Origin of the sequence: Parabacteroides sp. 52, from assembly GCF_010500925.1 — a bacterium.
In the GTDB taxonomy this organism is placed as follows: Bacteria; Bacteroidota; Bacteroidia; order Bacteroidales; family Tannerellaceae; genus QVMG01.
Genome location: NZ_QVMG01000020.1, coordinates 19427 through 35521, shown reverse-complemented (window position 1 = coordinate 35521; position 16095 = coordinate 19427). Strand labels below are relative to the sequence as shown.

The 16095-nt window shown below is 44.1% G+C and carries 13 protein-coding genes; 5 read left to right on the top strand and 8 right to left on the bottom strand.

Going from position 1 to position 16095, the window contains the following annotated elements:
- The first annotated feature begins 7 nt into the window (after window positions 1-7).
- From D0T51_RS10515 to D0T51_RS10495, 5 genes are all read left to right on the top strand, one after another.
- Window positions 8-598 carry a hypothetical protein gene (locus D0T51_RS10515; RefSeq protein ID WP_163729072.1) on the top strand — a complete coding sequence of 197 codons (591 nt, stop codon included), beginning with the start codon at window positions 8-10 and terminating at the stop codon, window positions 596-598.
- Window positions 582-1151, top strand: coding sequence for a PepSY-associated TM helix domain-containing protein (locus tag D0T51_RS10510; protein ID WP_163729069.1), 570 nt, complete (start codon window positions 582-584; stop codon window positions 1149-1151). The genes D0T51_RS10515 and D0T51_RS10510 overlap by 17 nt, the downstream gene beginning before the upstream one ends.
- Before the next feature lie 61 nt (window positions 1152-1212).
- On the top strand, window positions 1213-2097 hold the full coding sequence (locus tag D0T51_RS10505) for an ABC transporter ATP-binding protein (RefSeq protein ID WP_163729066.1): 885 nt from the start codon (window positions 1213-1215) through the stop codon (window positions 2095-2097).
- Between the two features lie 11 nt (window positions 2098-2108).
- Complete coding sequence (locus D0T51_RS10500; protein ID WP_163729064.1) at window positions 2109-2780, top strand: hypothetical protein; 672 nt, start codon at window positions 2109-2111, stop codon at window positions 2778-2780.
- A gap of 17 nt (window positions 2781-2797) precedes the next feature.
- A complete protein-coding gene (locus D0T51_RS10495) occupies window positions 2798-3862 on the top strand; it encodes a DUF4857 domain-containing protein (protein ID WP_163729204.1) in 1065 nt (354 codons plus the stop codon).
- A gap of 116 nt (window positions 3863-3978) precedes the next feature.
- On the opposite strand, the gene D0T51_RS10490 is transcribed toward D0T51_RS10495, so the two are convergent.
- The 8 genes from D0T51_RS10490 to D0T51_RS10455 form a co-directional block, all read right to left on the bottom strand.
- Window positions 3979-4530, bottom strand: a complete 552-nt coding sequence (locus D0T51_RS10490) for an FKBP-type peptidyl-prolyl cis-trans isomerase (RefSeq protein WP_163729062.1) — start codon at window positions 4528-4530, stop codon at window positions 3979-3981.
- A complete protein-coding gene (locus tag D0T51_RS10485; protein ID WP_163729059.1) occupies window positions 4527-6071 on the bottom strand; it encodes a glycine--tRNA ligase in 1545 nt (514 codons plus the stop codon). The genes D0T51_RS10490 and D0T51_RS10485 overlap by 4 nt, the downstream gene beginning before the upstream one ends.
- Window positions 6072-6164: 93 nt before the next feature.
- On the bottom strand, window positions 6165-7604 hold the full coding sequence (locus D0T51_RS10480; RefSeq protein ID WP_163729056.1) for an arylsulfatase: 1440 nt from the start codon (window positions 7602-7604) through the stop codon (window positions 6165-6167).
- Window positions 7605-8583: 979 nt separating this feature from the next.
- Window positions 8584-9549: a fimbrillin family protein gene (locus D0T51_RS10475; RefSeq protein WP_163729053.1), complete on the bottom strand. Its 966-nt coding sequence runs from the start codon at window positions 9547-9549 to the stop codon at window positions 8584-8586.
- Window positions 9550-9664: 115 nt separating this feature from the next.
- Window positions 9665-11758: a fimbrillin family protein gene (locus tag D0T51_RS10470; protein ID WP_163729050.1), complete on the bottom strand. Its 2094-nt coding sequence runs from the start codon at window positions 11756-11758 to the stop codon at window positions 9665-9667.
- A gap of 57 nt (window positions 11759-11815) precedes the next feature.
- Window positions 11816-13414, bottom strand: coding sequence for a fimbrillin family protein (locus tag D0T51_RS10465; RefSeq protein ID WP_163729048.1), 1599 nt, complete (start codon window positions 13412-13414; stop codon window positions 11816-11818).
- 130 nt (window positions 13415-13544) lie between these two features.
- The gene (locus D0T51_RS10460; protein WP_163729046.1) at window positions 13545-14588 is read right to left on the bottom strand and encodes a DUF5119 domain-containing protein; all 1044 of its coding nucleotides are present in this window, start codon (window positions 14586-14588) and stop codon (window positions 13545-13547) included.
- The gene (locus D0T51_RS10455; RefSeq protein WP_163729042.1) at window positions 14585-15826 is read right to left on the bottom strand and encodes a DUF3575 domain-containing protein; all 1242 of its coding nucleotides are present in this window, start codon (window positions 15824-15826) and stop codon (window positions 14585-14587) included. Before D0T51_RS10455 ends, D0T51_RS10460 begins: the two co-directional genes overlap by 4 nt.
- Window positions 15827-16095: the final 269 nt, after the last annotated feature.

The window sequence follows — 16095 nt, the reverse complement described above, 5'->3', positions numbered from 1 at the left end:
TAAAAACATGAAAAAGAAAAATGTAGTATGTGTCCTTGTTTTACTGAGTGTATTAATGATAGGAACATCTTGTGGCAACACAAATAAAAAAAGTACAGAAGAAACAACAACGGCTGCCGTTCAATCTGCTGCCCTGGAAGTAGATGATCTGTTGGCTACGGCAGACGATAAGGTAGACAAAGAAATTACCGTAGAAGGTGTGTGTACCCATATCTGTAAACATGGCGGACGTAAGATTTTCCTGATGGGAAGTGATGATACACAAACGATCCGTATCGAAGGAGGCAAAGTGGGTAAGTTTGATGCCCAATGTGTCAATAGTATAGTGAAAGTAACGGGCGAATTGAAAGAACAACGTATCGATGAAGCCTATCTGCAAAATTGGGAATCTCAATTGAAAGCAGAAACGGCAGAAGATCATGGAGACGGCGAAGCCGGATGTGATACGGAAAAGAAAGCCCGTGGAGAGACGGCCAACACGCCACAAAGCCGTATCGCTGATTTCCGTGCGAAAATAGAAAAACGTAAAGAAGCAACAGGTAAAGACTATTTGTCATTCTACTATGTAGAGGCGACTTCTTATGAAATTCAAGAGTAACTCTATACGTAAGTGGGGTCGGATTATTCATCGCGACCTCTCTTTCTTTTTTTCCGGCATGATCCTTATTTATTCTATCTCCGGGATTGTTATGAATCACCGGGATACGATCAATCCCAACTTTACGGTAGAACGCAAAGAGTATGTGATTGCCGAACAAGGACAGGGGAAAGAGAAGATGGATAAAGCCCATGTTCTTTCTCTGCTCGAACCTTTAGGAGAAAAAGAAAATTATACGAAGCATTATTTCCCCCAACCGACGACCTTGAAGGTTTTTCTCAAAGGTGGCTCTAACCTGGTTGTTGATACCTCAAACGGCCATGCCGTATATGAATCGGTCAAACGCCGGCACTTCCTGAGCGCCGTGACCAAGCTCCATTATAACCCAGGGAAATGGTGGACGCATTTTGCCGATGTATTTGCCATCGCTCTCATCCTGATTACTCTTACCGGATTGATCCTGGTAAAAGGCAATAAAGGACTTGGGGGACGAGGGGGCATTGAACTTATTGCCGGCATACTCGTGCCTTTGGCTTTTTTGTTCTTTTTCTAAAAACGCTGTCACCTCATGACATCATGCGTATAAAGAATGAATTTTATTACATAAGATATAAATGGAAAATATTATAGAGTGTATTGACTTAACACACTATTACGGCAAACGAATGATTTATGAAAATCTGAGTTTCAGTGTGCCTCGTGGCCGTATATTAGGGTTGTTAGGTAAAAACGGAACAGGTAAGACCACGACTATCAATATCTTGAGTGGCTACCTGAAGCCCCGTTCGGGAAAGTGTCTTATTTTCGGACAGGAGATACAAAAGATGGATCCTGTCCTGCGGCAAAATATAGGCCTGTTGATTGAAGGACACGTACAGTACCAGTTTATGAATATCGAACAGATTGAGAAGTTCTATGCTTCCTTTTATCCGCGTTGGAAGAAAGAGGCGTATTACGAATTGATGAATAAGTTGAAAGTCGCACCGGGACAACGGATCTCCCGCATGTCTTGTGGGCAGCGTTCCCAGGTGGCTTTGGGACTTATTCTGGCACAAGATCCGGAGCTGTTGGTATTGGATGATTTCTCTCTGGGACTCGACCCGGGTTACCGGCGCTTGTTTGTGGATTATCTGCGGGAATATGCTTTGTCGGAAAACAAAACGGTCTTCCTGACTTCCCATATTATACAGGATATGGAACGACTGATCGACGATTGTATCATGATGGATTATGGGTCTATACTCATTCAACAGCCGGTGCGTCAATTATTGGATACCATACGTTGTTATACGGCTACTGTGCCGGAAGGTTTTGAGTTACAGCCGGAAGAAGGCCTTTATCATCCGTCTGTCAGGAAGAACAAACTCGAAGTATTCTCTTTTCTACCGGCAGAGGATATGGAGGCGAAATTGAAAGAAAAACAAGTTCCTTTCAATGACTTGAAAGCAGATAAACTAAACCTGGAAGATGCCTTTATAGGTCTTACCGGTAAATATTAAACGAAAACAGCATGTGGAAAGCTATATTTTATAAAGAATGGATTAAGACAAGATGGTATTTTGTGTTGGCTCTGTTATTGACTTTGGGATTTGCCGGTTATTGCCTGTTGCGAATGAACCGGGTCATTGTCTTTCAGGGGCCAGCCCATCTTTGGGAAGTGATGTTAAGCCGCGATGTGATCTTCATCGATTTGTTACAGTATATCCCTTTGTTGGTGGGTATCCTGATGGCTATTGTGCAATTTGTTCCGGAGATGCATCATAAATGTCTGAAACTGACCTTGCATCTTCCTTATCCGGCCTTGCGCATGGTGATGACCATGTTGTTGAGCGGCCTTGCTTTATTGGTGTTTTGTTTTGTCTCTAACTTTCTGTTGATGGGAATATACCTGCAACAGGTACTTGCACCGGAAATGACAAAACATATTTTGATGACTGCCTTGCCCTGGTATCTGGCCGGATTAACGGGTTATTTACTGGTGAGCTGGGTTTGCCTGGAGCCAGCCTGGAAGCGACGGGTGATTAATCTGGCAATCAGTGTATTTGTCTTGAAGATATTTTATATGTCTTCTACGCCGGAAGCTTATAATTCATTTATACCCTGGTTATTTATGTATACAGTCATGGCCACTTCGCTCTCGTGGTTATCTGTTCTGCGGTTTAAAATAGGAAAACAAGATTAATTCAGAAAAAAGCAATGATGTTACGTTTTAGCAAGATATTATTTTACACCACCCTGGTACTTTTGTTGGTATGGCAATTGCCCTGGTGTTATAACTTCCTTACCTCTAAGCCGACAAAGGCTCCTTTTGTCCTGTATAGTTCCGTATTGGGCGACTTTATATTGACAGGCAATGAGGATGGAACAGGAATAAAACGCCGCGATTTATCCGGTAATGAGTATACCCAGCGTGAAGTAGACAGTCTATTGCCTACCTTTTATTACAGGCAGTTGATGACCGACGAGCGGTTCCCTGATACCTTACAGGGTGTGCCATTGACGGTACGTGCCCTGCAACAGGAGAATTTCAATTTCCGTATCACCCCTTCGGATGTGAATCATCCCTATATCCCTCTGTATCCCCTGTTGGAATCGATGTCGGGGCGGGTTGATCTGGCAATGCCCGATGATGTGTTTCGCATCACCAAGCAAGGGATCGAATTTATAGAGATGGCGAACAATACGGTCAAAGAAGAGAAAAGCCGTCAGTTTACAGAGGCTTTGCTGAAAAAAGGATTTACATTCCCTTCTACGGCAATTGCCGGCAACCCGACTACCCGCAAGGAATATGACGAAGGGTATCTGGTGTTGGATGCCAACGCCCGTCTTTTTCATCTGAAACGGACAAAAGACCGTCCTTATGTACGGGCAATTGATTTACCCGAGGGACTGCAAATCAAACATTTGTTCCTTACCGAATTCCGCAATAAGAGATCCTTGGGTTTTCTGGTGGATGTCAATCATCAGTTTTATGTATTGGAGACAAAGACATACGATGTGCAGAAAGTCTCTATCCGTGCTTATAATCCGGAGGCCGATGCGATCACGATTTTTGGCAATATGTTCGATTGGACTGTCCGCATAACGGGGGCGGAGCAAGATGAGTTTTATGCTTTGGCAGCAGATGACTACTCCCTGATAAAGAAGTATGAACCGCAGAAGCCGGAGAAGTCATTGGCTCAGAAGCTGGGAGCTTATCTCTTCCCCCTGCGCCTGTCTTTTACGTCTTCGTCGGATAAGTATGTGAAGCCGCGATTCCATTGAGGCAGGGCATAGGTCTTGATCCCCCATACGAAAAAGGCTGTCCACTTGGGGACAGCCTTTTTCGTATTTGAATCGTATAATCGACGTTCAATGGAACGAACGTATTTCCTTTCTAATTACTGCTGGACGATTTCTACAACTTCCAACTCAAATTTGAGGGTAGAATAGGGGGGGATAATGACTACGCCACTGTTGCTTTGCTGACCGGTCGTGCCATATCCTAATTGGTACGGCATCCAGACTTCCCAACGGTCTCCCACGACCATGTGTTGCAAAGCCGTGGCAAATCCCTGAACCAAACTGGAAGGAGTAGTAACCATCGGGTCACTGTCCGGATATTCTACGACATTAAAATCATAGAATTCTTCTTCACTTTCGGCATTTGTCGAAAGCCGGCTACCTGTATAATATACTTTTACCGTAGAGTTGTAATAGATAGGTTGGGTGCCTGTTCCTTCTTTTATCACTTTATAAAAAATAGAACCATTGTTGCCTTCTGATTTTAATTCTTTATACGCCGAATTGGCCGAAATGTCAAAGAAAAGAACCCTGTTTCTTTCTTTCCATACCTGATCCACCTCATTCTCATCATCATCACTACAGGATGTCATCATCATGGCACAAACAGCCATGAGAACTATAAACCAACTCTTTTTTATCATGTTCATTCCATTATTTTTTTCAACAGATTCTTCATACTTACCTTTTCGGTAATTATTTCATTCAAGCTATCGATGGCTACCCGTTCCTGTTTCATCGTGTCGCGGAAACGAATCGTAACGCAGTTGTCTTTCAATGTCTCATGATCGACTGTGATGCAATAAGGGGTTCCGATAGCATCCTGGCGACGGTAGCGTTTGCCGATCGAATCTTTTTCATCGTATTGGCAGCGGAAATCAAAACGAAGCATCTCGATGATCTCTTCTGCTTTTTCAGGCAGTCCGTCTTTCTTGACCAACGGCAATACCGCCAGTTTGATCGGAGCCAGGGCTGCCGGCAACCGCAAGACAACACGTGTCTCTCCATTTTCCAATGTCTCTTCGCAATACGAGCCAGCCAGTACGCTGAGGAAACACCGGTCTACACCGATAGAGGTCTCGATCACATAAGGAGTATAACTCTTATTCAGTTCCGGATCGAAGTATTGTAATTTCTTGCCGGAGAACTTTTCGTGTTGGCTCAGGTCGAAATCCGTACGGCTGTGGATTCCTTCTACTTCTTTGAAGCCAAAAGGCATTTCGAATTCAATGTCCGTAGCCGCATTGGCATAATGCGCCAGTTTCTCGTGATCGTGGTAACGATATTTCTTTTCGCCCAATCCCATAGACTTATGCCATTTCAGACGGGTCTCTTTCCATTTGTTGAACCAGCCCATCTCTTCTCCCGGACGCACAAAGAACTGCATCTCCATTTGTTCAAACTCACGCATGCGGAAGATAAACTGGCGGGCAACAATCTCGTTGCGGAAGGCTTTGCCTATCTGTGCGATGCCGAAAGGTATTTTCATGCGACCGGTCTTTTGCACGTTCAGGAAGTTGACAAATATACCCTGTGCCGTTTCCGGGCGTAAGTAAATTTTCGTTGCTCCCTCGGCAGTGGATCCCATCTCGGTGGAGAACATCAGATTGAACTGACGCACCTCTGTCCAGTTGCGTGAACCGGATATGGGACAAACGATCTCACAATCAACAATAATCTGGCGCAGCTCTTCCAGGTTCGAGTCGTTTAATGCCTGCGCAAAACGGGTATGTATCTCCTGCCACTTGGCCTGGTATTCCAATACACGACCATTCGTGGCGCGAAATTGGGCTTCGTCAAAAGAGTCTCCAAAGCGTTTGGCCGCCTTTTCCACTTCTTTATTTATCTTTTCTTCTATCTTGGCCAGATGATCTTCAATCAGTACATCGGCACGATAGCGTTTCTTGGAATCTTTGTTGTCTATCAAAGGGTCATTGAAAGCATCTACGTGACCGGAAGCCTTCCATATGGTCGGATGCATAAAGATGGCAGAATCGAGCCCTACCACATTTTCGTGTAGTAAAGTCATACTGTCCCACCAATATTTCTTGATGTTGTTCTTCAACTCAACCCCATACTGGCCGTAATCGTATACTGCTCCTAATCCATCGTAGATCTCTGACGATGGAAAGACGAATCCATACTCTTTGCAGTGCGAAACCAGTTTTTTAAATACATCTTCTTGTGCCATACAAATGCCCTATTTAAAATTACAATCTTTTTGAAGTTGCAAAGTAAATGATTTTTCTGTAATCTGCGGTATATTAGACCGCTTCTTTCTTTATTATCTGTCTGAAGCAGCCGGTATGTGATTGCTCTTTCGTCCGAAATGAAACAAGGTGGATTCCGTACGTGCTCCATCCATAAGGGCGGCTAATTGCTTTACCCGTTCCGGCTGTTCCTCTGCCAGATTATGATCTTCATGTATATCGGTACTTAAGTCGTAGAGTTCAAAGATTGTTTTTCCCACTATCGGTTGGCGAATCAATTTCCAGTTGCCACTGCGGAGTGCTTGGCGACCGTTCATCTCATGAAATTCCCAGTATAGATATGTATGTTGTGCTTGTCCTTCCCGCGCAAGGAGGGTGGGAAGAAAAGAGAGGCCATCCGTTGGCTCCGGCAAGCGGGTACCGGTAAGTTCTGCCAAAGTAGGCATCACATCCCAGAAGGCACTGATATGATCTGTCTTCACATCGGCAGGGATTTGGCCCGGACACCAGGCGATCATAGGCACACGTATACCTCCTTCATACAGATCGCGCTTAACCCCTTTCAAAGGGCCATAACTCCGGAAATAGTCCGGATTCGCTCCTCCTTCCCGGTGCGGCCCATTGTCGCTGGTAAAAATGACAAGGGTGTTTTTATCCATACCTAAGGTTTTCAATTCATCCATAATCTCTCCTACATACATATCCAAACGGGAGACCATGGCAGCAAAAGAAGCATAGGGTTTTTCCGAAGGATAATATCCTCTGCCTATCTCACTGTTGAATGGCACTTCGTCAAATGCCTCGGCATACTGCTGGTAGATGGAGTCATGCGGCAGGTTCAACTCGGCGTGCGGCAGGGTATAAGTTAACATGGCAAAAAAAGGCTTTTCTTTGTTTGCACGGATAAATTCTTTGGCCTGTTGATGAATTATATCCTGCGAATAGGTCTTCCTGCCGAAATGATCATTCTCCGGAAAGTCAACCCGCTGGTCGTTATGCCATAAATGATCCGGATAATAGCTATGCGCCTCCCGCTGGCAGTTGTACCCATAGAAGGTGTCAAAACCCATGCGCAAAGGCTCCGATTCCGATCCGGGATACCCCAACCCCCATTTGCCAAAAAGACCGGTCGTATATCCGGCCGATTGCATCAATCGTCCCAAAGTATAGGTGCCCGATTCCATCGGATGCTGTCCTTCGGGTTTGATCTCTTTGTTTCCCCGTATCTGTGAATGGCCGGTATGCAGGCCGGTCATCAAGGCACAACGCGAAGGGGCACTGACAGTACATCCGGCATAATGTTGTGTAAACAACATCCCTTCATTTGCCATTTGCTCCAGATAGGGCGTATGAATCTTCTGTTGTCCGTAACAACTTATATCTCCATACCCCAGGTCGTCGGCCAGGATATAAATCACATTTACAGGTTTTTCTTTTGCGGGAGAATCACTACACGCAGATAAGCCGGCACCTACCAAGAGGCTGGGAGCATACAATAATATTCGTTTTTTCATTTCTTTCAGATCTTAGAAGCTGTTTTGAATTTTATGAAATAGTTTATTATTACTTATTATTGGGCTTCTTCAGCCTTCTTTTCTGCTTATCTGCACCTTTACTTTTAGTCACATAGCTCGCTATGCTCCCAAAAGCAAAGACGCAACTAAGCAAAAAATAAGACTAAATAAGTTCCAATAAAATTCAAAACAGCTTCTTATAATAAAAAGACAAATATAATTCTTTTTTTTATTGAATCGTAGATCGATTCATAAAGCGTGAAGCAAAATGGAAAATGGAGAATGGCGAATATTCACATCCTTAAACAATTGGAAGAAATATAATTTTATATGTACAAAATGCGGGGAAATAAAAGTGCCGATAGTTGTCGACATTTGTGCTGATAATTGTCGGCAATTGTGCCGATATATATCGGCAATTGTGCCGACAATTATCAGCAATTTTATTTTCCATTTAAAAAAGTTGCCCCTTCCCGGGACTCAGGGGTATATCATTACCTCCTTCCAGGACTCATGAGTATATCATTGACCCCTTCCAGGGCTCATGAGTCTCTATACCGTATACCACGGGTTTGACAACCCGCGGTTATTCACCTGAAACCCCTATTCGGGGTAATAGTGTCTATTACTCATTTATTGAAACAATACTTCTTGTCTAATTAATTGATAATTAGTATATATTTAACATACTGACTGGCACTATCTATTTAATATACTGACTGGCACTATCTTAGCTCCTCTTCTTGGATAAGAAGAGGGGGACCGCCGGCCCAGCCGGTGGTGGAGCAGTTTGATATATTCTCATGCAGTTTAATGTATTATTATACTGAATATCAAACAAATATGCAATAGATAAGTATCTATAAACAGTTACTTAAAAAACAGGTATATACGTTTATAAAGAATTCAAACTGCTCCACCACTGCAAGCAGTGGTCCCCCTCTTCTTATCCAAGAAGAGGAGCTGGGATAGTGCCAGTTTATTCCGTAATAACCTCCAGGCTGGCCGAAGAGGCCGGTATAGAAGAGCGAGTGCCGCCGTGTGAGAGTTGGAGGCAAAAGGTGTATTTTCTGTTTCTATCTAATTGGGTATCACCCAAAGAGAAAGTCAGTTCATTGGTTGAACTCTCTACAACTCCGGTACTGTTGTTCACTGTACTATATGTCACTTTTACATCTCCCGTAAGTGTCTGTGGCAGGAGCATAAAGGATCCCAGGCGGGGGTCGGATACTGGCGTGGGAGTCGGACCTATCAAGATAGGACTACCGGAACTTTCGTAGACTACATATTCCTCATCACTATCACTCAATGAACCCCAGGTCCATACGGTATTTTTGGGGTTGCCCGAAGTGGTACCCGTGAGGATTCCTTCGCTGTAGATATCGGTTAATGCGACCTTCCACACAAGAAACGAATAATCTGCCGAAGTACTTTGCGCCTCAACCTTTACGGAAGAAAGCATATGTTGAAAATCCAATCTCACAGGGGTGGAGGTCTGCCCAACGGCTTCTGCCACCATGAAGTCATGTTGTTTGAACGGGTCGGTATTTACCTTATACGTGAAAGAAACCTCGTTGTTGTTGTTCTCGTCGATCTTGAAATTGCTAACCGACGTCTGTGCCGGGCTATACGCAAAAAAGTCGACGGTGCCATATGTAGGCATATACATGACAGGAGAGTATGTCCACTGATTCTCTCTCTTTTCAACAAACTGTCCGTCCATCAGTGTCAGTTGTTCGCTCCCGTTTTTTACCCAGACGGCCGATACCCGGAACGACTCGATCGTCTCGAAAGTCGTCTCTTCGGCACGCGACTGCAGGATGCCGCACGCGAAGTCAATCGCCTGCCCTGAACCGGGGATGTCGCTCTCTATCTCGTTGGAGCAGCCGGTACACAGGGCTACTGCCGCAAGAAAGATAAGTATTGTATGGATTCTCTTTTTCATTTTGTTTGCTATAAGGCCTTTTTATCCGGCCTTTCTTTGTAACCGGAAGGGGACATTCAACCCCTTCCGGCTTGTGTGTTGATTATATGGTTTTTATACCATATTTACGGAATTATTAATTTTTTGAATTCGTGCCGCCATCCGATCTTCCAAGCAGTGTCTCACCTGCATATATTCCGTTAATTTTACCTCTGCCAGAACTGTTAGCCGTCTGTATTATAGGATTTATTTCGGTCCATGTATATCCTTTCCAGACGATCAATTTGTCTACTACGGAGAAGCGCACATCAAACTTTTCGAGATATTGACTATCACGTATATCCACTTCTTTTAGATAGATACCATTATAATTTGTATTCTCAAATATAACTGTCTTTAAAGATTTATTTCCTGTTGCGATTACCTTTTCTATTTTGATCTTGCTACCTAGCGCCTCGCTGCTCGCCGCTACCTTCGGTTTAAAGATCAAATCAGTCAGGGACGGATTGTTGGATATATCCAAGGTGTTTAATTGACAATCCGGAATGGTACATTTGCCAAAATTATTATGCGACAGATCAAGCATTGCTGGGACTTTGGCTGCATCAGTAGGCATTGTCGTTATTGTAGTCAATCCACAATTCGACAGATTTAATGTACCTGTAACGGTGGCTGCACCCAAATTTATTTCCTCTCCAGAACTTCCATAACCTTTGATCTTTGTATTGGATAGATTCAGATTCTCAAAAGTAGGCGTCCCGAAATTTATTGTTTCCAACGCAGTATTGGAAAGATTTACTGTGCCCAATGTACTATTACCATAAAACTTAGCTACTGTAAGTTTTGCGTTTTTGGATGCATCTATATTTGTCATATTCTTGTTAGTTTCAAGAAATTCTAAGTTTTCGAAATACTCAAGACCTTTAAAATCAAAATTTTCTTTTGAAACTATTATTCCAACCACTGCCCGGAGTTCCTCTTTGCTTATTTTTGTGTTCCCGTCGCTATCTAACAGAAGAGCAGGAGAAAGAGTATTCCCTTTTGCATCCACAAAACTAATAACAGAAGTGTTGGTGCTTTTGAAATCATCACTTATCAACGAAGAATAATCCGTCAGTTCCGGTGTGTAGATAGGCGCATTATCCGTCCAGTCACCTACTTCAACAGAGAATGTGATCTCATCACCTACCTCATCCCCAAATTGAAGGCAGAAGTTGTACTGACGTCCGATTTCGAAAGGAAAATCTCCATTACGCAGATTGTCGGTAACCGTGAAACTGCGTTCTTCATATTTATCTTTCGAGCCGGCGAAATAGGTGCCTTCCGGATTGTTCAGGTAGGCTTTATAGTATACCTTGATCTGGAAGTTGTTAATCTTTTGCGGCAATACCATCAATGCATTGGTTTCGCCTTGCAGTGAATGATACTTTGAACCACTGGTACCCAACAGATTTATCGGAGATTCACCTATATCAATACCTAAGTCACTTGTAGTCCCTGTGGGGGTCCAATGTATAACCGGGGTGGATGTAGTAGAAACGTCGTTATAGGAGAAAATACCCTTGTCAGGAATATTTTCCATATTGATCCTACCTGTTTTTTGTAGCCCTATCATTTCGACACCGCCAACCACATAGGTCAGGTTTGTCTGCGTGGTACGTGCGAAGAATCGTACGCGTGAAAGGGCATGGGCGAAGTTCAGTTCAACCGGTTCATCAGTCTTCAACGCTCCAGTCCGAGCCAATAAGAAGTCTTCCTGTGCTTCTGTTCTACTAGGATCAGGCACGGTGTATTCGAGTTCATTACCTTTGTAGTTGTAGAGACCATTGTCCTTTGTTACATTCTTGGACGATGCCGGGCTATAGGCGAAGAAAGAAATGCCGCCTTCGATGATATCGGCTGCTGGCCAGTAACGTTTGGGCGAATAACTCCATGTACCAACACCCTCTTCCCGACGGTTGATATCAAAGGCGTTAAACAGGTATTCGTCTCCGGCATTAGCGGCATTTGTAATATCATTGTTGCCAGTCCTATCCCACCAGCCGGTTACTGTAAAGCCGAGGATATTTTCTCCTGTGGTTACTGTGGCACGCGATTGGGTGCCTTTATCTATAAAAGAGCGAAAATCGATCTCTTTATTTTTTGTTTGGATGCTGTCGAACTCCTGGTCGTTGGAGCAGGAGCTTAGTGCCAAAGCAGTTGTAACAGCTATTAATACAAACTTTTTCATATTTGATAGTTTAAACTTTTTATTATAATCCTAAATTAACTTGTCGCAACAAGGTTTTTATTTCCAAAACTGATTAAAACGAGTATCTGGAATCGCTTTTGTGTCATCTCCATTGATTTGGTTCACTTGGATATAACCAAATTTACTGCCGTCTCCGTGGGTATTGGTTTTGACTTTGTAGGCTTTATCGTCCTCGATTGTTGGAGTCCAGTCATCCCAAAGTATCAAATTATCTATTTTGATCTTATTGTCATTTGTACCTTTTAACGGTATATCAATTGTCATTTGTTTCTTGTTATTGGACAAATTGAGCGTAGATAACTTTGCGTCATTTTTCAAATAAAGAGTAGTGATAGGCAGCCCAGATAGATCTAGATCGATACTGCCTGAAGTACCCTCAATGGTAAGCTTATTGAGATTTCTAAAATACTCAAGGCCTTTCAGATAACTTGTCTGAGGCGTGTTGAGGGATAATTCAGTAACAATGAGCATTTGAGCCATGGTGACACCTGTATTTAGGTAATCCGCGTTGGCTTTTATTGCCAATTGGTGACTTATAAGACCGGCATTCCAATAATTAGTAACCTCCGGAAGATCTGACTGAATTGCATCGCTCCAATCGCCTACACTTACATCGAATTTAATCTCACCACCTGCGTCGGTACCGAAGGTAAGGGCGAAGTTGTATTGACGGCCGATTTCGAAAACGTGGCCGGGAACTTTAAAATAAACCGTTTTATACTTATCGTCTTCTTTTCCTGGTTTTCCGGCATAATAGGTGCCGGCATCATCCACATCGACATAGGCTTTGTAAAGTACTTTCACCAAGAAACCGTCTTGTGTACTCGGCACGCCAAGCGTGGTTTCTTGCGGCAGCACCATCAGGGCGTTTGTCGGGCCCAGGATTGAATGATATTCGTCTTTTTGTACATATACCGGGGATTCTCCTAAATCAACAGAGATACTTCCTTTAGTACCTTGGGGATCCCAATAGACGGTTGATCCGTTGTAGGTAAATGAAGCAGATGTTGGAATCTGTTTCAAATCGATTTCTCCGGTTTTAAAGAGATCCATCATTTCAACGCTTTTAATCAGATACGTAAGATCTGAAGTCTTTTTAGCACTGAATGTCGCACGCGAAAGAGCGTGGGCAAAGTTCAAGTGGACAACGGAAGTTGTTTTGCCTTCTAAAGCATCTGTCTTAGCCAACAGGAAATCTTCCTGCGCTTCATTTCTGCTTGGGTCAGGCACGGTGTATTCGAGAACATTCCCCTCGTAGTTGTAGAGACCTTTGGTCTTTGTTACATTCTTGGACGATGCCGGGCTATAGGCGTAAAAATAAACGCCGGAGCCTTTTGTAGGCCAATAAAGTTTAGGATCGTAATTCCAGTCGGCTATACCTGCTTCGCGACGTGTGATATCGTACGCGTTGAATAGGTATCCACCCTCGTCTGGATTTGAACTTCCGATAGCAGGACTTCCTGGTGTAGCTTTTTTATCCCACCAAGCGGTTACTGTGAAACCAAGGATATTGGTTCCATCGGTTACTGTGGCACGCGGATTGACTCCTTTGTCAATAAAGGTGCGGAAAGCGATTTCGCTACCTCTCTCTTCTATTTTACCGATCTCCTTATCTTCCGAACAGGAACTCAGCACTAAGGCGGCTATAGCTGCCATAAATAAGAATTTTCTCATGTTTAAAATAATTAAAGTGTTTACTTATTTGTTGATTTATTCTCTTTTTTAATTGTTTACTTTTTTCAATCTATTATAGCGTGTATACGTATTATTTGAGCTCGATAATGACTTCATCTCCCCAATCGCCAACGCCGATAATGAAACCGCCATTTCCCGGATACTCCGGATTCGAAGGATCTGTCGGGTCTGTCGGGTCCGTTGGGTCGACATCGGGAATGCCGTCGTCCGGGTTGTTGTCGATGAGTATATCGTAGCCGTCGCGTGCCAGTTTGGCCGGTCGGTCATCCATCGATTCCTGTACCTGGTCGGATACGTTCCACGAGGCAGTATAATAGGTGTTTTTCTTGGAATAGAGCTCCATGGTAAACCAGTTTTCGTAAGGCTCCTTGGGCCCGAAGGTGTAAAATTCGCCTTCGAGGTATCCATATTCATTTTCACTGTCGTATCCTACTTTTACGTTGCCGAACAACATGGTCGAACGGAGATCCGTCGGTTCGTTGGTGTAGAAGAGATAAATGGCAGCCATCCCCGAGCAGGCACCGCGGGCATCTTTAATGTTTTCCCATCCCCCGATACGGTTCACCCGGTAGGTAAACTGGCGGAGGATATTCTTGGGTTGGAAGGGCAGTATCTGCTCTTCCTGGCTGTTGACCTTGACATCGAAGTTGCCGGTCCAGGCGTGCATATAGAACTCACCACCGTCGGGGGCATTGACTGTCGATTCGCCTTTGGTCGGTACAGAGACATACTTCTCGTAAGTTGCCCGGGACAAGCCAGCGAAATAGGCTTCGAAGGTGACCATGTCCTGCTCGTTGCGGAAATAGATGTTCGAAGCATTGTAGTCGTAACAGTAAGGACGGTAACTCGCTCCGCTGTGCAAATAAATATATTTGACACCGGGAGGGGGTACTTCGTCACGGCCGTAGTCGTTTACCCCTTCGGTTTGCGAGAAGAGGTTGATACGCATCGAGCGTGCCTGTGTCGCAGGATCGTCCCATTCGACGACTACCTTGATAGGGAAGTCGCCTAAATCACAAAGATCATCCTCGCTCAGTTCTTTATGGGTACAAGAAACAAGGGAGACAACAGCCCCTATTAAGAGAAGGAGGTTATAGAATAATTTGTTCATCATCGTGTGGCCCCCTTTCTGTTCTTTATGTTTGGTCTATTGCCAATCTGCCATACCAAGGAGATACCGCCTTTGGTCAGACCGAAATAACTGCGTTCGTAAGAGCCCAATATAGGGAAGACCCCTTCGGCGCAATCGCTTACATCGTATTTTTTATATTTGCCACCGATATATCCGGCACCTATACCGAACTCCAGGTTGAGCCGTCGTCCAATAGGAACCGCATAGCCGAAGGTGAGTCCGCCGGAATAAGTCCAGAGGCTTTGTTGCCCGACGTCGCTGTTCTTTTTGGCGAAGAGGCGGATATCGTAGTCGCCCCCGTAACCGTAGGCCCCCACATACCAGCCGTTCAACGGATTGCCTTTTTTGTTACCGAACCAATGACGCAGTTCCAGACCGGCCATCTGAATGCGGTGGTAATTGTATTTACTGGCACCGGTGTCCCACCACGACCAGTTTCCTTCGATCGCTACCGACCAGCGGTAGTTGCGTCCGAAAGGAATCTCTACACTCAGGTTGGGTAATAATCCGAGGTCGTAGATCATATTGTTTTTGAAGGCCATAACAAATGGCTTCCGGTATGGGATGGTGTCTTTGGGATAGACCGTGTCGATACGCACAACCTCTCTTTCAATAAAAACGGTATCGATACGCAGCAATTCTACGGTATCTGTTTTAATCGTTTCTATCACTTCTTTTTTGGAATAGATGGTACCGGATACATTGCCCCGCAGATAGGGTAATATATGGGTCAACAGGTAGGCGTATGTCTTCCCGTTGTTGATTGTTTGCATCCTGACTTTCTGATTCTCCCGGTTAAGGTCGCTGCGGAGTAACTGGAGCAACTCCTCGCGTCCGGGTATATCGGTGTCGTTCTCAACCCTTTCTAAAAGACCGTCCCAGTCTTCTCCCCCAGGGAAGATAACAATCTGGTTGTCTTTGATGGATGTGTACTTTTGTTGGATGTAGTTTTTGAGTGCAAGCGCCCTTTCTGTGGCCAAGCGTTGATTGTTTTTCCAGTTTCCTTCCGGGGAGGCTTTACCGGTTATGACGATAAAGTCGTCATTATCCAACAAATTACCCACAAAGACCTGGTCGATCACATCCAAAGCATCGGCATTATCCATATAATCCCTTTCTACATTTGCCCGGTTTACCCGGAAGTAGATACGGACTGTTTTTGCCAATGTGCTGTCGGGAGCGAACTCCTTGTCTGTCTCTATGTTGAGGGAGACTTCCATAAAGGCATCGCCTGAAGCAGTCGTTGAGGCTCTGAGAGGCTCTACGGCTGAAATAAACCCCCATATTAAAATGCTTATACTCCAGCATAATCGCAAAAACTGGAAGCTAGAAAGGTTTATCTTTTTGTTTAACGTTAAGTTATTTCCTTGTACTTTAATCAATGGACTTGTGCTTAAAACTTGAATTACAAGGGACAAAGATATTTAAAAGTAATGTAAATAGGAAAAATTTTTCCCGAAAAATGAATTTAACGGAATGTTTTGACAGA

Excerpts from the sequence above, each read along its gene's own strand:
- D0T51_RS10515 (WP_163729072.1), top strand. The coding sequence starts at position 8 with ATGAAAAAGAAAAATGTAGTATGTGTCCTTGTTTTACTGAGTGTATTA.
- D0T51_RS10510 (WP_163729069.1), top strand. The coding sequence starts at position 582 with ATGAAATTCAAGAGTAACTCTATACGTAAGTGGGGTCGGATTATTCAT.
- D0T51_RS10505 (WP_163729066.1), top strand. The coding sequence starts at position 1,213 with ATGGAAAATATTATAGAGTGTATTGACTTAACACACTATTACGGCAAA.
- D0T51_RS10500 (WP_163729064.1), top strand. The coding sequence starts at position 2,109 with ATGTGGAAAGCTATATTTTATAAAGAATGGATTAAGACAAGATGGTAT.
- D0T51_RS10495 (WP_163729204.1), top strand. The coding sequence starts at position 2,798 with ATGTTACGTTTTAGCAAGATATTATTTTACACCACCCTGGTACTTTTG.
- D0T51_RS10490 (WP_163729062.1), bottom strand. The coding sequence starts at position 4,530 with ATGAACATGATAAAAAAGAGTTGGTTTATAGTTCTCATGGCTGTTTGT.
- D0T51_RS10485 (WP_163729059.1), bottom strand. The coding sequence starts at position 6,071 with ATGGCACAAGAAGATGTATTTAAAAAACTGGTTTCGCACTGCAAAGAG.
- D0T51_RS10480 (WP_163729056.1), bottom strand. The coding sequence starts at position 7,604 with ATGAAAAAACGAATATTATTGTATGCTCCCAGCCTCTTGGTAGGTGCC.
- D0T51_RS10475 (WP_163729053.1), bottom strand. The coding sequence starts at position 9,549 with ATGAAAAAGAGAATCCATACAATACTTATCTTTCTTGCGGCAGTAGCC.
- D0T51_RS10470 (WP_163729050.1), bottom strand. The coding sequence starts at position 11,758 with ATGAAAAAGTTTGTATTAATAGCTGTTACAACTGCTTTGGCACTAAGC.
- D0T51_RS10460 (WP_163729046.1), bottom strand. The coding sequence starts at position 14,588 with ATGATGAACAAATTATTCTATAACCTCCTTCTCTTAATAGGGGCTGTT.
- D0T51_RS10455 (WP_163729042.1), bottom strand. The coding sequence starts at position 15,826 with ATGGAAGTCTCCCTCAACATAGAGACAGACAAGGAGTTCGCTCCCGAC.